Annotated in this window: 11 protein-coding genes; 6 read left to right on the top strand and 5 right to left on the bottom strand. The window is 35.4% G+C overall.

The window, feature by feature from the left end:
* The 4 genes from AVL50_RS32400 to AVL50_RS32385 form a co-directional block, all read right to left on the bottom strand.
* Complete coding sequence (locus AVL50_RS32400; protein ID WP_157491798.1) at nt 1–828, bottom strand: hypothetical protein; 828 nt, start codon at nt 826–828, stop codon at nt 1–3.
* Between the two features lie 179 nt (nt 829–1,007).
* On the bottom strand, nt 1,008–2,609 hold the full coding sequence (locus AVL50_RS32395) for a hypothetical protein (protein ID WP_157491796.1): 1,602 nt from the start codon (nt 2,607–2,609) through the stop codon (nt 1,008–1,010).
* A 77-nt stretch (nt 2,610–2,686) separates the two neighbouring features.
* The gene (locus tag AVL50_RS32390; RefSeq protein ID WP_062622213.1) at nt 2,687–4,468 is read right to left on the bottom strand and encodes a RagB/SusD family nutrient uptake outer membrane protein; all 1,782 of its coding nucleotides are present in this window, start codon (nt 4,466–4,468) and stop codon (nt 2,687–2,689) included.
* 14 nt (nt 4,469–4,482) lie between these two features.
* Entirely contained in the window at nt 4,483–7,680 is a 3,198-nt protein-coding gene (locus tag AVL50_RS32385; protein ID WP_253764348.1) for a TonB-dependent receptor, read from the bottom strand.
* Nucleotides 7,681–8,285: 605 nt separating this feature from the next.
* On the opposite strand from AVL50_RS32385, the gene AVL50_RS32380 reads away from it, so the two are divergent.
* From AVL50_RS32380 to AVL50_RS32365, 3 genes are all read left to right on the top strand, one after another.
* Nucleotides 8,286–10,130: a sulfatase-like hydrolase/transferase gene (locus AVL50_RS32380; protein ID WP_062622212.1), complete on the top strand. Its 1,845-nt coding sequence runs from the start codon at nt 8,286–8,288 to the stop codon at nt 10,128–10,130.
* A 283-nt stretch (nt 10,131–10,413) separates the two neighbouring features.
* Nucleotides 10,414–14,535, top strand: a complete 4,122-nt coding sequence (locus AVL50_RS32370) for a two-component regulator propeller domain-containing protein (protein WP_062622208.1) — start codon at nt 10,414–10,416, stop codon at nt 14,533–14,535.
* A 136-nt stretch (nt 14,536–14,671) separates the two neighbouring features.
* On the top strand, nt 14,672–15,328 hold the full coding sequence (locus AVL50_RS32365; protein WP_062622207.1) for a hypothetical protein: 657 nt from the start codon (nt 14,672–14,674) through the stop codon (nt 15,326–15,328).
* A 188-nt stretch (nt 15,329–15,516) separates the two neighbouring features.
* Here AVL50_RS32365 and AVL50_RS32360 read toward each other — a convergent pair whose 3' ends face one another.
* Nucleotides 15,517–16,701: an acyloxyacyl hydrolase gene (locus tag AVL50_RS32360; RefSeq protein WP_157491795.1), complete on the bottom strand. Its 1,185-nt coding sequence runs from the start codon at nt 16,699–16,701 to the stop codon at nt 15,517–15,519.
* A 351-nt stretch (nt 16,702–17,052) separates the two neighbouring features.
* On the opposite strand from AVL50_RS32360, the gene AVL50_RS32355 reads away from it, so the two are divergent.
* The 3 genes from AVL50_RS32355 (at nt 17,053) to AVL50_RS32345 (ending at nt 22,996) form a co-directional block, all read left to right on the top strand.
* Complete coding sequence (locus AVL50_RS32355) at nt 17,053–18,453, top strand: DUF3500 domain-containing protein (RefSeq protein WP_082796106.1); 1,401 nt, start codon at nt 17,053–17,055, stop codon at nt 18,451–18,453.
* 777 nt (nt 18,454–19,230) lie between these two features.
* Nucleotides 19,231–19,650 (top strand): hypothetical protein, encoded by a 420-nt coding sequence (locus AVL50_RS32350; RefSeq protein WP_062622204.1) that lies wholly within the window; start codon nt 19,231–19,233, stop codon nt 19,648–19,650.
* A gap of 340 nt (nt 19,651–19,990) precedes the next feature.
* Nucleotides 19,991–22,996: a right-handed parallel beta-helix repeat-containing protein gene (locus AVL50_RS32345; RefSeq protein ID WP_082796105.1), complete on the top strand. Its 3,006-nt coding sequence runs from the start codon at nt 19,991–19,993 to the stop codon at nt 22,994–22,996.
* The last annotated feature ends 164 nt before the right edge of the window (nt 22,997–23,160 follow it).

Here is a 23,160-nt window from a genome sequence, read left to right as displayed (position 1 = left end):
TTAATGTACTTCTGCTAATTCAATCATCAGCTTTTGATGACCATAATTTAAATACTCGAATTTCACAAAACCTAATTCTTCATGAAACCAATAGTTCAGTTTTGATTCTCCAAAAGAGTACGTAGCCTTACTTTCAATCTTCCAGCAATTTTGTATTTCGGCATATTTTGTTCCTATATTTTCTCTGGCAACCACCTTATATTTGAATGATCCAGATGAATTTTCCCAATCACCCCAACCTTCTTGAAGCGACAATCGCCCAGTCCAAGATTTCCCTATACTTAAAGGAAAAATAACTTCTGGAAAAGGCGCTACTTCTGTAAATGTATATTGATTGAACCTAAAAGGGTGCATCCATACTTTTTCTACATTTTCAATTACTCCTTCTGTAGCTTCATTAATCCAGTGATCAAAACCTAATTTTGTATTGAGTTGATGCTCCTTACATTTTTCATAATCCTCGGCTGTGTATTCATATTGAAGTGCAACCTCCACTTGTTTTTCAGGTTGAAACTTCCATTTTCGGCCCGTAGCCATCATTTTTATCCTACCACTCGAAATAATCTCATTGTTTTTATCACTGAACTTGGTTTGATAAATCATCTCTCTACAAGGCTGAAATACTGTTGTTTTACGTTCAATTAGGTCCAATAAAGTATCTCTTAGTGGAATTCCATGATCATCCATAATAGTCCCGACAATACTATCGTATAGCGGTAATGGTTCAGGATTACATTCTAGAGTGGTAAATTGATTTTGGTTAGCTTTCTTACAACTAAATTGAACAAAAAATAGGAATAAAATCAGGAATATATTTTTAGAGTACATATACAAAAACAGATTGCTTTAATAGTTTCAAACCATAAAATAGAAGTTTTTTATTTAATAATACAAATATCAATTAGAACATCAAATGAAAAGAAGGGCTATAATAGTTTTCAGAAAAAAATGAACAACCAGTATTCACCAGTTGTTCATTTTTTTATGATTCAAAGTTCAGGCTAGAACTATTCAGGTCGATCATCGTAAACTTCAAGACTTAAATCTCTGATGCTGTATGGACCGTTGTTGCCCAACTGCAAAATAAAGTAAGCCCCAAATTTATCAGCAGTTGTTTTTTCATAAACGAACTCATATTCCTCCCACTGATTTAATTGTCTGCCTTCAAACTCATTTGTATTGAAGACTACATTTGGATCACTCCACCATGAATCTTCCGCAAGGAATATTTTGAAACCTTTAGCATTAACTTCTGACCATAACTTAAAAGTAATCTTATACTTAACACCATTTTTAAGGTCAAATCTTAGGCCTTTACCATCCAATTGAAGAGGTCCAGAAGTTTTTACCATATACATCACTTTATGGCCATCTACTACTCTTTCTTCATATGTTGTGTTTTCAGCATTATCAACTGTTGTAGTAGCTGGAACATATTGATCCCCTTCTAATGAAGGAACGTGAGGCTCAATAAGAAGTGTTTTGTGCATCTGTACAGTTTTTGTGAATCCAGAGCTTGATCTACCATCTGTTGCTTCTAAACCTCCTTTATACGTTACAATCACTTCATCGTTGCTGTAAATTGTTTCATCCAATTTGATATTGATTTCAGCAAAGTTACTTTCATTTCTTACCACAGAAGAAATCGTTGCGTCTGTGCCATTTACAGTTACAGAGAATGCGTCTTTACCTGCCGCACTTGTAAATGATTTGAAGAAACCATTGTAAGCTAGTTTCAATGTCTGATCTTCTAACTCTTCTACTTCACCAGATAACTCAAATGGTTTTGTAGAGGCAATCACGTTGATTTTAGCAGGTAAATTGAAGAACTTAGATGTGTTAGGCAAGTTTTGATCTTCTCTTTTCGAAGTCATAGTTACACTTAGATTACCCAACTTCGTTGTTGTGTACTCCACTTCCTGATCTTTAAACTCTTCACCACCAATTTTCCATAAACGTGCATCAGGTTCACCTTTTGTTGTCACATCTTTGAAAATCAATTTCTCACCGAATTCAATATCATAAGTAGTAGTACTATCCATGATATTCTCCAATTGCTCACCATTCTCTCTATAAATCTCAATCTCAACTGTGATGGTATCATATACTTTCACATAGAAATCTCTGTCCATTACCCAAAGGTTATTTTCAAAAACAGCCTCCATGGTATCAATACCTGCAAAAGACACAGAGTCTCTAAATGTGTTGTAAAGGTTTACAATAAAAACAGAATCTTCACCAGATGCAGTCTTACCGGATGCTTCTGTAAATAACACACTGATTGTTTTTTCTTCAGAATAAGTTTCTCCTTCGTTGACAATGTATGGCGTATAATCAACAACAGTATTCTCAATTGTACCTTCTAAAAAGTTGGCACCTGTTGGAATAGTCCAACCATGATCCACTGCTCCTCTTGACAAGTCTGAAAATGCAACAAAAGAGTTTAAACCTACTTTCATTGTGTCATTGTAGCTGAAGTTAGTGTTAGACATACTCGTGTACCACATGGCATCCGAGAACTCATTAGGCTCTTCATACTCTTTATTACTACATGCATTCAAGCAAAGTAATAATGTAAGCGCACTTATTATATATTGTAATCTTTTCATTTCTTTCAAAAAATTGATAAGTAATGAGTACACAGACAGTACAAATAGGTTTGCCTTGCCTGTGTACTTATTTATTATTAATTAAGGTATGGATTTGACGCTGCCTCAACACTTGGTATTGGGAAGTAATCATGCAATGACTTAATATAATTCGTTGCAGAAGTACTGAACTCATTTCTGTTCAAGTGTTGTTTCGCTTCATCAGGATGGTCACCTTCAAAAAGTACTGAGGCCCAAATGTTTTTATTGTCTGGAGTCACAAACTTATCCACGTGGTACTTACGTTGTGCAAGATCTTCAAAACGCTCTTCCAAAACACCCCATCTTCTCAAGTCAAACCAACGGATTGAATTGCCTTCTACTGATAATTCTAATGGACGCTCAACATACATTAGGTGTTCCATTAATTCCTGTGCTGTATATGTTTTCTCATTGTGCTGAGATGTTGCATAATCACTTGTTGATGAAGGTCCAATCAATTCCAATGCTGAACGGTAACGTACTTTATTGATATATTTCAATGCCTCAGCAATTCCTGCCGCATCAGAACCTCCTTTAATCATTGCTTCAGCATACATTAAATAAACATCAGCTAAACGGATGACCGTAATATTCAGACCTGAACGAGCAATATTGTCATCTCCTAATTCAGTAGTTCTCGTCTCCCATCTAGAATACTTCTTGAAATAAGCTTGTTTCTGATTGAAAAGTCCATTTCCGTAAGTATAAGGCAAGCTTTGATAGTAAGGAACAATATCATCAATCATCACTACTGAGTTAGATGCTCTTAGAGAATAAGGCTTTAATTTTTCAACACCATCCTCATCTACGTAGTAGTTTCTTGCGTCTGTAGGATCCATTGGGTCTGTTTTGTACGCTAATGCCAACCAATAAGATGGCTGTAATGTACCCCAACCTCCAAATGTTCTTGTCACAAATGATTTTACGATATCATTGGAAGTAGATGCATCATCATTGATATTAAACTCTGTATTGAAGTTACTTGAATAATTAATCTCTAAGATTGACTCTGAATTAAACTCTGTTTCTTCTCTGAAGTTATCAAGAAAATCAGTAGTCAATGCATAACCATAATTATCAATTACATCTTTCAAATAAAGTGCGGCGTTTTCATAATCTCCTTCATAAAGGTAACTTTTACCTAAAAGTGCTGAAGCTGCACCCGCTGTTACTCTACCTAAATGCTGAGACTCCCAAGAGATAGGTAAATTTTTCATGGCAAACTCTAATTCTCCTCTGAAGAACTCTCTCATTTCTGCTGGCTCTAAAGGAGCTTGGTAGAAATCCTCTTCTGCTGTTGGAACAAAATCGTATTTCACTACTCTTCCTTCGTTAAAAGAGTTGTAAGCCCAGAAGTGGAACAGACCTCTAAAAAAACGAGCTTGAGCTAGTATATAACGGTGAGTATTTTCTTCTGTAATTACAATTTCCTCACCATTAGCATCCATCTCTTCTTCTTCTGGATAGACTTTATAATAATTCGCAATTACTTGGTTCGTTCTAAAAATACCTTTATAAATACGTGCCCATCTTTCTGCAATAATACCCGTTGAAGAGTTGTACGTCTTATGATAGAATTCATCACCTGTTAGAGGAGCAACCTGTGTTCCCACAAAACACATGTCATCTCGTCTTACCTCATTGGAAATTGCCAATAAGTTTTTCTCTTTGAAAGTACTGTAAACTGCAGTTAGACTTGAATTCAATTGTTCAGGATTACTGCCGAAGTCGTCTGAGTTTAGTGCATTAGGGTTTTTCTCTTCCAAAAAGCTTGAGCAAGACCACATTGTTGAGGCCAACAAGCCACCTAATATAACTTTATATAATTTATTTTTCATTGCTTTAATACTGATTAGAATCCAAATTGTAAACCGAAACGATACGAAGCAGTTACAGGGTAAGTACCTTTGTCAATACCTCTTGTACTCAAACCATTGTTACCTACTTCAGGATCATAACCTGTGTAATTTGTAAATGTCAATGGATTGATAGCAGTTGCATAGAATCTCAATTTATTGATTCCCATTTTCTTTGTTAGTGTATTTGGAAGCTGGTAACCTAATGTTACGTTACGTAAACGAACAAATGAACCATCCTCTAAGTAGATATCATTACGACCTCTATAGTTGGCGTGATTACCACCTCTATTTGCTGGAATGTTGGAATCAAAGTTAGCTTCAGACCATTGGTATACCATGTCTTTATGAACACCTTGCTGATATGCATAAGCCTTATTACCGTTGATTACTTCACCACCAATTGCCGCATAGAATTGTACTGAAAGGTCAAATCCTTTAAAAGAACCACCTAAGTTCAAACCTAGCTCGTAGTCAGGCATACCACTACCCATATACACTCTATCTTGGTCATCAATGATACCATCACCAGAGTCAGGAATGCCATCTCCTGTAGTATCAACTGTTGGTTGATCTACTAAACGTAAATCACCTAACTTGGCACCTACATTGAACTTCTCGTTGTACTCATCAACTTCCTGTTGTGTTCTTAAAATTCCATCTGATTGAATCAAGAAGAAAGCGCCTGCTTCATAACCTTCTTTCAAGACAGACAATTTATCAGCATGATTACTACCAAGTGTGATCGCTTCACTACCTTTCATGTAAGACTCTTTGTTCGTACCGGCCATTTTAGTGATCTTATTCTGGTTTTTAGAATAAGTTGCACCTACGTTCCAGCTGAATCCTTTCTTACTTACATGCTTATAATTGGCAGAAAATTCCATACCCTTGTTGTTCATATTACCCACGTTCAATACTACTTGAGGCGTTAAACCACCACCTGTAGATGAAGGGATCAATACTGGGAATAACATGTCTTCCTTGTCAGTATTATAAACATCTGCAGTTACTGTCAATTTGTTATCGAAGAATCCTAAATCAACACCAATGTTAGTTTGTACTGTAGTTTCCCATTGGATATTTGCGTTGGCAAAGTCCACTTGAGAAGCACCTGAACTTAAGTTTTCTGTGCCACCTGTACCAAATACTGCATCTTTGTATAATGTGATATTGGCTACATTGCTGTAATCTAAGAAGTTTTGGTTACCTGTAGTACCATAAGAACCTCTAAACTTGAAAGTGTTTACAGTTTCACCAACACTATTTTGCCAGAACTTCTCCTCCGCTACGTTCCAACCTACTGAAACGGATGGGAAAAGACCCCAACGATAATCTTCTGCAAATCTAGATGAACCATCTCTTCTCACTGATGCACTCAATAAGTAACGTCCTTTGTAGTTGTATTGGAATCTACCTAACATACCCACTAAGTTGTTCGTTCTGTTTTGCAAGTAGCCTGTTTGGTTGCCTGCCAAGTTATCAGAAGTTGCACCATCAATCACAGTTACCTCATTACTGATCAAATCTTTTCTAGATCCAAAGAAAGAGTTGTAATTATAGCTTTCTAAAGAGAACACACCTAATAATTTAAAGTTGTGGCCTTTGATCTGTTTCGTATAATTTGCCGTAGATTCCCAAGACCAGTTATCTCTACTGCCACTTGTCTGTCTTACACCTGATCTGTAGTTATTGATCGATACCAATTCACCTTGTCTGTTGTAAGCTTGAATAATTGGCTCAATTAAAGTACGAGTATCTTCCGTCACACTACCACCAAAACGAGTCGACAATTTTAAGCCTTTCATCACAGCATAATCCAACTTGAAGTTGTAGTTCGCTTGATTAGAAACACTTGAATCATCACGTTGTAACCTAGTTTGAATAAAAGCTAAATTTTGAACGTTGTTGTCATTGTCATCGTCAATATTTGTAGTTGTTTCGTTCGGGTCGATTTCTTGTTGGTAAGGTTTGTATCTATAGGCATCTGTTAATAAAGTAACTGGAACATATTTTCTCTCTTCTCTTTTCAAAGAAAAGTTTGTTGAAAAAGTAAATTTCTTCTTCTTATACACCGAGTTTGAACGTATACTCAATCGTTCAAAACCAGAGTTAATTACAGAACCATCTTGAGAAAAATAGTTACCTGTAATATTATATCTGAATCCTTTTTGACCACCTGTTGCCGTTAAGCTGTAGTTTTGAACTGGTGCATTATCAATCAAAATGACATCAGACATATTAGTATCTCTTGTAAAAGAAGATGCATTTTCTTGAAGAGGTGTCCAGAAGTTTTCCTTACTGTTATCTGGAAATAAGTTTCTCAACTTAAGATTTTCAGCGTACATGTATTCTTCAAAGTTCATAGTATGAACACCCGAAGTAATTTTTTGAATACCATAGTAGCCATCAAAGTTGATTTTCATTTGTCCTTCTTCACCTTGTTTAGTTGTGATAAGGATTACACCTGCTGCACCTCTTGTACCGTATACCGCTGCAGAAGCCGCATCTTTTAATACGTCAATTGTTTCAATTTCATTGGGTGATAATCCCGGATCGCCGTCAAACGGAACACCATCCACAACATATAAAGGTGTACTAGAACCGGTCACTGAACTCAGACCACGAATCATAATATTGGCCGCCGCACCTGGCTGACCTGATGAAGCCTGAACGTTTACACCAGCAATCTGCCCTTGCAAGGCACTTGCCATGTCAGAAGTGGCATTTTTAAGTAATTCCTCGCCGTCCATTCTTCCTACGGCTCCGGTTACTTCCTTTTTCTTTTGCTCACCATAACCAATTACAACAATTTCATCCAATGCTTTCACATCCAATTCCATGTTGACATTGATCACAATGCGATCTCCTACTTTGATTGGTTGGTCGCGATAGCCAATTGAAGAGAATCTTAAAACTGTTTGCTTGTTTGGAACAATAAGTTTATAAATTCCTTCAAAGTTGGTCACACTACCTTGTGTTGTTCCCTCAATAACGACATTTACTCCAGGCAAAGGATATCCATTTTCATCTAAAACTTTACCTGTAATAACATTTTTCTTTTTCTGGCCATAAGCCTCTACTGAAAGCATAGCACCTACCATAAGAAATAAGATCAATACCTTATGGAGACTAAACGACAGTTTAACACATTTCCACATAGTCTGCTTTTGTGTAATAAGTTGAACATTCATTTCATACATCAAAATTAGTTTGGTCTTTTAAAATTCTTTAAAACAAATTGTTCATAAATAGGGGGATAAATAAATCTGTATTTAAAGGATTTTAGAGGAATGAGGGGATTATCATAATAAATCATACCCTTTTAAAAGAACCTCACTATACAGCAACTTACGGATAGTTATACTCTTCAAAAACGTGCTTGTAGTAATCATTTTCATATAAAAGTGCGTATTTTACGTTTAAAAAATAGGGGGAGAGATCATCTAGTTAAAAAATGGTAAATTGAAAAAAGAACTACCCCTTCTATCTCTATCAAAATTAGGTGATTATTCGTAAAAAAAACATTTATTTACATTAATTTTTTTTTAAGGTTCTCTAACATTTAAATTCCCCCCTTCCAATATCCCCCACTACTTATACTTTATTTTTGGCTAAGGATCTGAATTAAGTAATCTAACTTGCTTTCATTAAATATAAAGAGTACGTGACTACGGTACTCAAGCAAATCAATACATGAACTATCTTTATTAAGGTCTTAATACTTAATGGTATAAGATGTGACTACTTCATCATCTGTTGATTTGTACAGTTCACTTTTTTAAAACTTAACAATGAAATGAAAAAGACAGCTTTTTACTCTTTCATGGTTCTCTGCTTGTGTTTTGGCAACTTAGCCATGGCACAACAAAAAAAGCCCAACGTCCTTTGGCTTTTGACTGATGACCAAAGACACGACTCTGTGCAGGCTTTCAACAAAATGCTTACAGGTAAGAAAAACAGTAAGTTAGGGTATGTTGAATCTCCAAATGTGGACCGTTTGGCTTCAATGGGAACTACTTTTATCAACACCTACTGTCAGGCAGCAGGTTGTGCTCCTTCTAGAACATCAATGCATTTAGGAAGGTATCCTTTCCGTTCGGGAGTATATGAATTTGAATATTATAATAACTCTTTAGAACATTTCAAACCTACTTTGCCAGAGCAAATGAAAGCTTTGGGGTATCAAACGGTACATATTGGTAAGCTTGGGGTTAGAATCAAAGAATTGATGAAAAATGGTAAAACAAAAGGCCATAAGATCTATGAAACTGATATTGACTTCAAACAATTACATAAAGATGGTTTTACGGATTATGGTAAAGAATGGGCCGCTAAAGTAGAAGGTGAAAAGTTAGAAAAACCTATCAAAAACTTAGAATTCTTTGTGGATGAAAATGGTGACAAAATCTACATTTCTAAAGAGCTCGAAGCAATGAAGCCAGAATATAAAGGTTCTGCTCAAAAAGCTTATGATAAATATGATCTCTTAAGACATTATAATGAGAAAAAAGGACCTCAAACTCCTTTCTCTGGCGGTATTCTTTCGGGTGTAAGTTCACAGCCTGCTGGAAAAACTCGTGACGGTTACTATGCTAGTATCTTCAAAGAATATTTAGAAAACAAGGAACCAACTTATACTATAGGTAGCAGAACATTTGATGGTATTGATGATTCAAAACCTCTTTTCTGCCATATCGGTTTTGATTTTCCTCATACACCTGTTTTACCTCCAAAAGATTATAGAGAGCGTTTCCAGAAGTATGATTATGATATTCCTGAATTAGATCCAAATGAAATGGATAAGATGCCTAAACAGCTTAAAAAACAAGTAGGAAGAGGGTATTCGGATCATTTCACAAAAGAGGAAAAACTAAAGATGGTACAGGATTATTATGCTTTCTGTGCTTATGGTGACCGATTGATTGGTGAAGCTGTTGATGCTTTTATTGAATACAGCGAAAGCAAAAATCAAGAATGGTTGATCGTTTATGTATGTGGTGATCACGGTTGGAAACTGAATGAGCATGGTTCTGTGTCTAAGTTCTCTCCATGGGACATTGATGTACACAACCCTATCATAGTTGTATCTTCTGACAAAAAGAAATTCCCTAAAGGAAAAGTGGTAAGAGATTTCACTGAGTTTGTAGACGTAGCGCCGACGATCTTGGCAGCGGGAGGTGCTGCTATTAATAGTGATGAATTCAATTATCTTGACGGGTTGGATATGGCGAAAGTTGTAGCTGAGGAAGCTCCAAAAAGAGATTATATCATTGGGGAAAGCCACGCTGTTACTGGCCCAAGAGCATTTATCAGAACTGAACGTTTTATGTTCTCTATTCAAACAAGGCCTAACAAGGTAAGAGGTAAAGATATGGAATGGGCCACTACAGCCAGCTATAAAGATTTAGACCCTTGTTTATACGATATGAAGAAGGATCCCAACGAGGTTAATAACCTTGCCTTCAATAAAAAATATCAGAAGATTGCACAGCAAATGAAAGAGAAATTAATCAATATTGTAATTGGGGATAACCGAGTGGAAGTAAACTGGAAAAAATGGGGAACAGGCACAGATGTTTACAAAAGTAACTTTGCCGAAGGTGCTCATGATTACAAGCTGAATTTGGATGACAATCTATAATCAAACTCTATAATTTTCTACTGAATTTAAATTATTTGTTTCAACAAATTCAAAACACCCCCTTTCTTAAATTATGCAGTTTAAGGAAGCGGGGTGTTTTTTAATTTACCAAAAGAGAGGGTTTTGCAACAAATAAAGTGGGGTATTTTTGCAAAAAACAGTTTAAGTAGCTTATTTGATATTCATTTTAAGGGGGAGGAACTCCTAAAGTCCCCTTATTGCACTAACAGAACGACACATCTCGGTGATAGAGATACTTTTTTAATGAAATTGAATTTATAGGATGAAATTATTACTACACCATTTACTCTTCGCATTTTTATTGCTGAGCGTAACCTGTTATGCTGACACTAAAGATTTAATCTTCAATCATTACACCACCCGACATGGATTGTCGCAAAATGATATTAATTGCCTTTATCAAGACAGTCAGGGTTTACTATGGATTGGTACTAATGATGGTTTCAGTAGTTTTGATGGGTATGAATTCAAAGATTATAGAAAAAACACCCATAATATCCCCTCCAATATCATTAATAGAATTGTTGAAGATCATTTTGGCAATTTATGGCTAGGAACGGCCGATGCAGGTATTTGCAGGTTCAACGTAGAGACAGAAGAATTTACATCTTTCATGAACTCTAAAGAAACGCCAAAGCTATTTACTAAAAATAATGCGAACAGAATGGTACTGGATGCTCAGGGTAACCTGTGGTTTGGTAATTCTAAAGGATTGAACTGCGTTCAGAAAAAATATTTAAATCAAGATCAGATTGAAGTCAATAAATATCAGGCGAATCCACACAACAAAGAGAGTCTTTTAGAGGATCATATTCGTGATATTTACATAGATGCTGAAGGTACAATGTGGATTGGAACACTGAAAGGTTTACAGAAGTTTATCCCTCCTACAGGTACTAAAGACTATGGTACTTTTAAAAGCTACCCTAATACAGCAAGTAAGAATAATGGTATTTTGTGTTTTTCTGAAAGTGATAATGCTCTGATCATTGCCTACTATAATGGCATCTATGAGGTCACAAGAGATGGTGACAACCCAGAAGATTTTCATTTCAAAAAATTATCTGAATTGCGTAGCGATGTTTTGTTATGTGATAATCACAATAATATATGGGCAGGTACAAGACAAGGTCTTTTCAGAATGAAATTCAACAAACCAAAAGAGAACCTTGTGGTTTTGGAGCATTATGACAAAGATGAATACCTAAATACCAATATCATCCACACTATTTATGAAGACAAAACGGGTATTGTTTGGATTGGTACCAACGGTGGCGGTATAAAAAAGTACAACCCGAAAAGAAAGAAGTTCCAACACATTAAAAAAGAGAGAGACCAAAGCAGTTTATCGTATAATAAAGTGAGATCTGTTTTTGAAGACTCTTATGGAAGGCTTTGGGTAGGTACTGAAGGAGATGGCTTAAATTATTTGGAACCTAATTCAACGGAATTCAAAAAAATCAATGTAGCCAATGGTGTAAGAGGGCAAAATATGGTGTATGACATTGAGGAATGGAACAATCAATTAATTTTTGGTGTAGGTTATCCGCTTCGTTCCTTGGCCATTCCCATCGATAAAGCCCACTTACTTGAAAAACGTTTATGGGACAGTTCATCTTTCCACCCTGCCAACCTTCGTAATTCTGTTTTCTCTATTGAAACAGACGGTGACTCTACCATTTGGCTGGCATCATATGGCGGAGGATTGACAAGAGGTACATTGCAGAAAGATAATTCTATTCTTTGGAATAAAATTGATATTCAGCAAACGGAAGAATATAAAGACCCTTTTGAAGTCATCAGAAGTCTATTAATAGACAGTAAAGGTAACTTGTGGGTAGGTAGTAATCAGGGGTTAATCATTATTCCTAAAGAGGAAAAAGATAATAATATTCCTGAGTTTAAACTTTTTATCAGTGACGATGACGACGATACATCACTAAGCCATAACTATGTACTTCCTATCTACGAGACCACCAGTGGAGAAATCTGGGTAGGAACTTTAGGTGGTGGATTGAATATCGTGGAGGCCAATTATGATATCAATAACATAAAATTTGAACGTATAACGGTCAATGAAGGACTTCCGAATAATGCCATCAAAGCCATTTTAGAAGATAATTATGGCAATGTTTGGGTGTCGAGCAACAAAGGAATCAGTAAGATCAATATCAAAAGTAGAATGATTAAAAACTTTGATGTAAGTGATGGTCTTCAGGATGATGAGTTTGGTGAATTGACGGCCTGCAAACGTAAAAGTGGAGAGTTGGTGTTTGGCGGTGTAAATGGCATCAATGTTTTCAATCCTCATGAAATCGTAGATGATATCACTAACGCAGATTTAGTATTTACAGAATTGAAGATTCTTAATAATGTCATCAACCCTGTTGATGAGGATAACGATATTTTACAGAAATCCATCCGATTTACAAAATCCATTACTTTGGATGCTAATCAGAATAGCTTCTCTGTAAAGTTTGCTTACCTTCATTATGCTTCACCTAACAAGAACAGCTATAAATACAAACTAGTTGGTTTGGATAAAAGCTGGATCACGGCAGACGCCATGCAAAGAGAAGCGAAATATACTAACCTCTATCCAGGAGAATATACCTTAATGGTTAAGGCTTCTAATGGTGATAACATTTGGAAATCAGATCCTATAGACTTGAAGATCACTATTCTTCCTCCATGGTGGATGACTTGGTGGGCTAAAATGATGTACTTTGTAGTTTTTGTTGGTCTTGTGTATTTCTTCTCAAGATTTACTATCATCACAGCAAGAAAAAAATCTCAGCTGGAAATGGTGAAGTTTGAAAATGAAAAACTGGAAGATTTAAGTCAATTGAAAATGCAGTTCTTTACCAACATCTCTCATGAGTTGCGTACTCCACTGACATTAATCAATACTCCAATAGAGCAATTGATCAAAAAAGGCAAAGAGCTTTCTGAGTATGAAAGAGACAAATCTTACCAATTGATCCATAAGAATATTCAGCACTTGATGCGTTTAGTCAATCAACTGTTGGATTTCAGAAAGGTGGAACAAGGAAAAATGAAACTTAACTTGACCAGAGGAAATTGGAATACGTTTATTGAACAGATTTATTTTTCTTTCAAGGAGTTTTCTGAACAAACCAACATAACATATACTTTCCATAAAACGGAAGACAATATCCATGGTCTGATTGATTCAGACAAGATGGAAAAGATACTTTATAACTTGCTTTCAAATGCTTTCAAATTCACCACTGAAGGAGAAATCAATTTGAGTATCAAACAGGAAAATGGACGTATTGTAATCACTTTACAGGATACGGGCATTGGTATTCCGAAAGAAAGGCAACAGCACTTATTTGAACGTTTCTATCAAGTGGATAACTTAAAAAGAGCACGTCATAGAGGCACAGGAATTGGTCTTGCTTTCACAAAGAGTTTGGTGGACCTACACCACGGTGATATTACACTCGAAAGTGAATTGAACAAAGGTACTACTTTCTTCTTGTCCTTCCCTATTGATGATGACGCTTATGAAGGTGAGTACATTGAAGAAACTCCTGTGGAAGAAACAAAATCATTAATTGAAGACGAAGAATATTTAGAGACTTCTACTAAAGCAAAAATTTTAGTGATTGATGATAACCTTTCGATCAGAGAGTTACTGAAAGATCTTCTAAAAGACAATTATGATGTTTTCTTAGCAGAAAATGGTTCGAAAGGATTAGAATTAGCCAAAGAAGTAATGCCGAACCTAATCCTATCAGATATAATGATGCCGGTAATGGACGGTTATGAATTCACAAAGAAAGTACGTGAAGACAATCAAATCTGTCACTTACCAATCATTCTATTAACGGCTAAAAAATCAGAAGAAAGCAAGCTGAAAGGTTATGAATATGGAGTCGATGCCTATGTCACAAAACCATTCAACTCGGATGTTTTACTGGCAAGAATCTTCACCATCATCGAAAACCGCCGTAATCAACAAAAACGCTTCAGAGTAGATGTTGACATTCAGCCAAGTGAAATTACCTTTACTACAATTGATGAGAAATTCTTGAATAGATTGGTTGAAATTGTAGAAGAAAACATCTCAGATTCTGAATTCACCGTAGAAAAACTGGCACTAGAATATGGTGCCACGCCACTTCGTTTGAATCAGAAATTAAAAGCCCTCACTGGTCAGACCGCCAAAGGCTTTATCAGAAATATTAGACTGAAACGAGCAGCACAAATGCTAAAACTTGGCAGATTTAGCGTCAGTGGTGTAACGTATGAAGTTGGGTTCAATGACTTGAAATATTTTAGAAACTGCTTTAAGAAAGAATTTGGAGTTCTTCCTTCTCAATACGCAAAAGAAATTGAGGCGGACAAGATCCCTTAATGTCGGTTCTTAATATAAAATTGGAATGGCCCATAAGTGAAAACTTGTGGGCTATTTTATTTTGTAATAAAAAAATAGATATTCGCACTAAGAATCTTTCTACACTAAATCAGATAACAAGAATTTAATAATAGATATGAGCAAACTATTTACTATAGTATTACTAATTAGTCAATTAATTTTAACAAATAATATTTACGGTCAATTTAAGAAAAGAGAAATAAAAAAATTTACAAGCAAACTATTTACTATAGTATTACTAATTAGTCAATTAATTTTAACAAATAATATTTACGGTCAATTTAAGAAAAGAGAAATAAAAAAATTTACACAAAAGTACAATTTGGTGATTTCTACTTCAGAAAAAGAAGTGGGACATTTATTAAGTTTTAAGAATTTCAGTAAAGGTGTTTTTGTACCAGCAAATGAAAAAGAAAAAAGTACCCTTATGACAACTATGTTACTTGGAAGCCTCTCTCATTTGTACGACTTTCTTGAAGATAATAAGAAAGGAGAATTTATAGTTCATTTCCCAAATAGTTATACTAGTTCTAAGTTCCTTGTAGAATATAAATTTGATTCTGGAAGTGTTTTCGTAATGAGAAAAATGATTTATGGTAATTTGTTCTTGGAACCTTTTTCAGCTGAAGACCCCAATAACTATGGTTTATTATTCGGTTTTGCAATTAATTCAGAAAACGATTTACAGCTACTTATTAATACATTAAAAGAGTATTGGATAACTAATAACATTAAAGTAATTACACATAAAAATGATCACCTAGAATTTTAGATTATTTTTAGATAGTTCAACTTCTCAACAAGTTACTAGCAACACCTTTCTTTATAAGAATAGGCTTTTGAGGAATAGTGTTTTGGAATTAAAAATCACCTCATCTTTCACTCCGATTAACTCTAATATTACTATCAAATTTGAAGACAATCATAAAGAAGAGGACCCAAAGCATCGTAAACGTTATGTTATATTCTTACTCCCAATCCAAAGTCAGCAAGCACTGAGGCGGCACCTTTTGCTTTTAAACCAGTATGAATAATTATTCTTTTCAATAAAAAATACCTTAAAGAATACCTTGTGTACACCTGTCCCTCAATTGGCTGTGGATCATAAATGTAGTGCCCTAAACTAAGACTAAACTCTACACTTTTCCCAAAATTAAATGCATAACCTAAACTTAAACCCATTTTTACTGGATCTATTGTTTCTGGTTTTATTTTAGTATGATGATCCAATACTCTTAAATCTTTCCACAAAGCATCCTGAGTATACTCAAAATAATCATAATTTAATATTACACCTCCAAGATTCCCTACTTGCTTATATACAGAAGCCTGTAATAACCTTATTTGATGGGATCTATCTATCTGAAGAACCTTACGATCCGCTTTTGAAGCCACAATAGAAAAGTGCCAAGGTCGCTTTCTAGGCAAGGCTTCCAGAGCTTTTTTCCGTTCTTCTTTGCTTATTGTTTTTCTTTCATAACCACTGCAATGCCTTACTCCCACTGTAAAAACAAAGTTATTCATTCCATTATTAGGTACAGATCGGTGTCCATTTGACAAATGCCGAATTCCAAATGAACCGACAAAGTCCCACTGTCCATAAATGGTTCTATGATAAGAAAATGTAGGATCAAGACAAAAATTCCAATGATTGCTGATCGCATAATTAAAAGGGTTTGTTTCTAAATCAAACTTCTTTTCAATGTACGATAAACCCGTTGCCGCTGAAAAAGTAAACTTATGTTTCCTTTTTTTAGATAAAGTATATTCGAGGTAGGTTGTTACTGCATAACTTTTTCCTAGTTCATCAGGAACACTATAATCTGCATAAGTAAACTTAAAGCCAATGCTGGGGTAATTATAAATGTGTTCCCAATCTCGGTTCCCGATCGTGTTTTTCTGCAAGTAAAATTCACTAATAAACATTCCTGTGTAAATCAGTTTTTGATTGTAACCATCATCAGGAAATTCTTTTTTTACAGGTTGATATTTACCACCTCTGTATCGGTATAAAATTCCGGTGCCGGCACTTGCACCCATTGACCATTGTTCTGAAAAACTTTGTGAGAAAGTGGTTTCAATGCAAAAGAAATAGAACAATAGCAATACCAGTAATCTTTTTGTAGAGTAAGCGTTAGAGAGCATATAGTTTGTTAATTATTATTCTTTGAATAATTCTTCAAAGCTAAACGAAGTATTCTATTTATGCAAAGATTGAGCATATTATCCTTTTTTATAGTTTAATAACTTGACCATTAGCATTGTTGTGATCAACAAAAAGATACTTCTTACTTCAAAAAAGTGACAAAACCTTTCCTTCCTGTATTTCAGTTTTAAGATTCTATTTTCACCTACTAATTTTGAAAAACAATAAAGGATCATTTCACCTACTGCTTTTTAAGACTCAAAGAAAAATTACCAACAATAGGTACAAATACCTTTATCAGCTCTTCTATGAATAGTTAAAGCTTATTTCTTATTAGACTTTTTATTTTAATGAAACTTTCAAATTTTGCCTTACTCTTTTTCTATGGAACTTTACTTTTGGGATCGTGCGAAAGCACTAGTGACGATAATTGTACTGCTACAGTTTGGTATCAAGATAATGACAATGACGGGCTTGGTAACCCTGATGTAACCCAATCTGCTTGTGAACAACCTGAAGGGTATGTGAACAATAATAACGATACAGATGATACCGGAGGAAGTAGCAGTTCAGATTGTGACACAGCAGGCGAAGTTGCACAATCCTCAAATGCTGAGATTGAAGCGATGCGTCAGGCCATGCTTGCTTTTAGAAATTCTCTTTCCGCTTCATTACTCTCTGAAGCTTCCACTTGTTTAGATGATGAGAGGTTCTATACTTGGCACAATACTCCGAATGCCAATGGCACTCAAAGAGATGGAATCATTTATGGTGAGCTGTCTGAAGAACAACTGACTTTATTTAAAACCTTATTACAATTGTTTTTAAGTGATGGTGGTTATCAGAAAGTAGATGAGATCACGGTGCTGGCGGAGGGACTTTTGGAAACAGAAAATGCCGAAGCTTGGAGCCCTGATTATTATTCTATTGACATGTTTGGTGATCCAGAAAACAGTGGTTCATGGGGATTTCAATTAGACGGTCATCACTTAGCCATCAACTTCCTTGTACATGGAGACAATGTCAGCATGGTTCCGGCATTTTTAGGGGGTGAACCAGCTGTTTCTTCTTTCAATGGTACAGACTTCGACATCTTCAAAGATGAGAGAGATTTAGCTCTAACACTCTACAATGGATTAACTTCAAATGAGATCGAAGATGCTGTTTCTTCTAGTAGCCATGCTATGGAAGTAGGACCAGCCGACACTCCAGGAGATGTTGACCCTTATAGAGGAGATTATGATTATTCTGGCTTTGCTGGAACAGGTGTAAAATATTCTGATATGTCTGCTGAAACACAAGCCAATTTAATTTTGGTAATGCAGGAGTATGTTTACAATATGGAAACAACTTTTGCAGATGCTTGGTGGACAGATATAATGAACAATATAGATGAAACTTATTTTGTATGGATTGATGAAGTGGATCAACCTTCTACAACATCTCCTTTTTACTATAGAATTTACAACCCCTACCTATGGGTGGAATACAATTCTGAGAATGCTCTCGGAGGGGGAGGAGCAGATTACAATCATGTGCACACCATTACAAGGATTCCCAACAATCCTGCTACCACTTATGGCGGTGATTATGGTGTATTTGCTAAGGTTATTAATCAAGGAGGTGTTAAAACCCTTTTTGAACATTATGCTATCGCCGACCATCATCAGATGAGCGATATGCTGTTTGATTACGAGGTTGAATTACCACATCATCACCATCATGGACATCAACATACGCATATTCATTAATGGTAAAACTAACTAATCAATTTTTTAACTTCCTAAAAAGTATTGGATAAACTAAACGGTGTAGCACAGGTCTCGCATTTGCGGAGGCTTGTGCTTTTTTTATGAGTTTTTCATAAATTGTAATTCAAGGTATAAGTACAAATTCAAAATTATCTAATACTAATTCTATTTATTGTTTTGCGATTACTTCCTTCAAAAAATTTTTAATTGAACCACTATTAACACGTTTTTTAGCGTTGTACTCACAAAAAATAAATTAGAATTAACTATGATTTATTTTTGACTTAGTACTGCATTGTAAACTAAGTTTTCGTTATTTTTGGTATTTAGAAATCAGGAGATTTCTGATGATCTGAAGGACACGAATGAGGCTTACGCTTAACATTCGCGCCAGTGGGCTTTCTACCATTATAGTCTGGTAGTACTCCCCCCTGGCATTGAAGGGAAAAGCGTTAAGAATTTCATGGATTGAGCCGTAAAAAATGATTTTCTTGTTTGAGCAAAGCGAGTTTAAAATCATTGAGGCGAGTGGAATGAAATTTAGCTTTTGACTTCTAAGCCTAGATTTTTTGCTTCGTTTTTCATAGGCGAGTGGAATGAAATTTAGCTTTTGACTTCTAAGCCTAGATTTTTTGCTTCGTTTTTCATCAATGGAAAAATGAAGAAGAAGGAAGGTTGAAAGTAGGACCTTCAAAGCTTGTAGAAATGTTGCGCGAATGTTGACGATAATTTAGTTTACAGAGTAGTACTTACAGCAAATCAAACTATTCGTAATTCATGAAATTCAAACAAAGACCGCATCGACTTCTTCCTGCCAACACTCAAATCCGTTTGACAGGGATAATAACACTACTAGCAATCCTTATTGGAATCCTTTTATTTCTATCGAATAGTATTCAAAGAGAACAAGTTTTAATTTCTTACTGCGGTAACTTTGGCTTTTATGGTAAAAGTCTAACTTTAATGAAACAAGGAATCTTCCATTTCAGCTATCAAGGCTGTAGTCAAAGTAATGGTACAATTAAAGGTACTTGGAAAAAAGAAAATGATGTGTTCACATTTTACCATAAACAGGAAAATATCCCTATCAATACACAATACCATCAAGTAGACAATCTTATCATTTCAGAGCAAGACACCTTCATCCTTTGTGAGGATTATGTTTCTCCATGGTTAAGGGACCTCGCTGAAGATTAATTTTCATTAATGATAAAATTTTAAAGAAAGTTACTTCCAACCTAATTAATCAAGAACTTTTCACACAACAGTAAAATAGGTCTTTATTAAGTCTATTGAGCTTCAAAAACAAAAAGCCCTTTAATTCCTCCCCTATTTCCTTATTCATACCGCTTTTGAAAGCTTATACCTCCCCCCTTCCTTTTTTATGACAAAAAGCGACTTTTCAAAATCAAAATTATTCTGTCGTATTCAAAAGTTTGATTTGATGCTACTCCCCATATTTGCTTAAAACTATTACAGCAATTCATAATGGCTTGAATAGTAACCAACACGAAGAACACTTTTGAAATTCTATGAAATGAAATTTATTATCACAACTGTATTGTTCTTTTGCTTTATAATGGCAAAAGGGCAAACGACTCACCATGTTTATTCGGATGAAATTCCTTGGGGAGATACTTCCTCCTCTCAAGAACAAGGGAAAATCTATAGTATCAATGAAGCTATTTCCGAGGCTTCTAATGGTGATATTATTGAAATCCATGAAGGAATTTATAGGGAAAAAGTGGTAGTCAACAAAAGCAATTTGACAATCAAAAACTACCAAAATGATTATGTACTTGTAACTGGAACTGAAGTGGTGAATGGATGGACAAAAGCATCTGGTATGGCTGAAGGGGTTTATCAGGCGAATGTCTCTAGTTTGAAATTTGAAACGGATTTCACACAACTTTTTGCCAACGGTTCTGAACAAATAATGGCAAGACATCCGAACAATACAAGCGGAGAAATGATGAACCCTATGGGGGAAAATAGTGGATACGCCTTATTGAGTAATGTCAGAAAAGAAGAAGGAGAAAATGCAAGCGGTTATGCCACATTGGAAGGAACTGCTGTTCCTGATGTAGATTTGACAGGAGGAATTTTTAGAGGTTTAACAGGAAAAATGAGAAACTATGTCATTGGAAATATTACAGCAAACGCTGGCAATGCAGTGACTTTCACAGCCCATAATAATGGCGTTTGGAAAGAAAGTGCTGCAATTCCCAATGATCGCCATAAATTCAGCTGGGGATATGTTCTGCATAAAAATGTGATTGATATTCCTGGTGAATGGTTCAAAGAAGGTAATCAGTTGTTTTATTTTCCGAAAGAAGAAGAAGATCTTTTTCAAACACGTATAGAAGTTCAAGTTCGGGAGAAAGTTCTGGTACTTAATAATACATCTGGTACTACTCTCAATGGGGTTCATTTCATGGCGGGAAATGCTGAGTTGGTCAATACGCAGGGAGCAACTATTGAAAATTGTAGTTTCAGGTACCTTCATCCTTTTTGGAAATCGAAAGGATATGGAGACAGTAATACAGAGAAAACTGGGATTTATCTTTCCAACAGCTCTGATAATCGTTTTAACAAAACACAAGTGGCTCATACTTGGGGAAATGCTATAGCGGTGAAAGGTGGAAATAATAATCAATTTGAAAACTGTTTGATTGAAGATTTTGGCTGGTTGGGAATTTTTACCTCAGGCATTTATGCCACTGGTGACAACATAAAAGTACAACACTGTACTTTCGGTGATGCAGCACGTTTTCATATCCGAATCCGTAAAAACGTGAAGTTCGATATTTTAGATTCGGATTTCTTTGGGGCTATGAGAATGGGAGAAGATGCCGGACCAATTGAAGCCACAAGCACAGGTACTTTATACGCTTTGAATATGAAAGGCAGTGAGATTGCATACAATAAAATACACGATGTACATGGCTTACCTGTGTCTGATGGAGGGTACAATAAACAGAAAATCACGGCTTTCTACATGGAAGATACTGAGAATTATACTGCTCATCATAACTTGATTTATAATATTAAAGCAGATAATTACACTGGGCCTCATTCTATTACAAGACATGGTGAGTTTTTGTACTTAGGACCAAGGTACAATCCAATGGATAAGCCTGTCAACTATTATAATAATACTGTTTGGAATGTAGATTTTGGAATCAGTATCTGGAATATTGAAATTGACAATTGGAAAGATCTAGGTATTGATCATACTACCGGTTACATGAAAGATGGACATTTTGCAAACAATATTTTTATGAGCGGTACAGGCTATAAAATGAGTTATGTTAGACAAATTCTTTCAGCCACAGGCGGTAATTTAGGATGGGTATCATTGGAAAACAGTCCAAGTATTGAGACGGAAGATTTTGATGAATACACGGCACATGTAGCCAAGTATCATTATCATTTCAACCCTCAAAATAATTTACACTTTGATTTTTCAGAAGGACAAAATCATTTTGTAAATGCAGAAAAGGGAGACTTCAATTTATTGAATAATTCTATGGCAAAAGCATATGGCGTTGCTTTGAACGGGATTACAAATTCGGCTACTCCAGATTGTGGAGCTTTGGAAGGAAGTGACAGAGTATTGCAGGCGGGTGCTTCTATCGTACTACCTGAACGCTTGGAGAAGACCAACAATACGACATTTGAAAATATCAGTATTGTCAACTTAGCCAATGAATTTATTGATTCTACTGTTCAATTCCCTATTCAAGTGAGTTATAATGCACAAGCTCGAAGGGACATTGTATTGATTCTCAAAGATCCTGAAGGTGAATTTATTACTTCAAAAACCATCACAGTAGAGGAAGGCAATGGAACTTTATCGGAGACCCTTGATATTGAAAGTCCTCTTGCTATTGGGAATGATTATTCTATCACTGCGGCACTTCGCTATGTGAATACCGATTGGACTCAAAACATAGTGACAGTACAGCAGAATATCAACATCATTGAAGAACCTGAAAGTGTTGGGTTTGTAAATCCTTTATCGGAATACGAATCAGAGATGTTGGTAAAAATAACTTATTACGCTCATCAACAAAGAGACTTAAATCTTGTCCTTCAAACCTCAACAGGAGACTATATTACTTCTGAAAAAGTGGTGGTAGAAAAAGGTGACGGAGTAGAAGAAATAAGCCTCACGGCTCCAAGTTCATTAATTGACGGTGATCAGTATAAACTATTGGCGGCACTCCGTGAGGTAGGAGGAAATTGGTCCACTAATAAAGCAACAGCAACACACGATTTTATATTGGATTCATCTGGAAGAATCATTAATTCAAAAGAAACTCATACCAGTAAAATAGTTATCAAACCCAACCCGGTCAGCGATATACTACAAGTTTCCGGGATTAAAAGTGAGACTACTTATAAACTATTAGATTTGAGAGGGCGCCTTCTTATGAAGGGTTCTCTCACTAATGGGAAAATAGACTTAAATCATCTAAATCATGGTGTGTATCTACTTCAATTTGACAACGGTCAACACCAAAAATTGATTAAAAGGTAAATTCTTTTTAACTACATTCATTTCTATAAGCAAACCGTCACTTTGATGGTTTGCTTTTTATTTATCGATTAGAACATAACAAACCGAATAACTAACATATACATCTATATATCAAAGCATTTAAATACCAAAATATCTACCGTTATAGTTTGGCAACGCTACTA

Source organism: Flammeovirga sp. SJP92, assembly GCF_001583495.1.
Classification (GTDB): Bacteria; Bacteroidota; Bacteroidia; order Cytophagales; family Flammeovirgaceae; genus Flammeovirga.
This window is presented reverse-complemented; position numbering and strand designations above follow the sequence as displayed.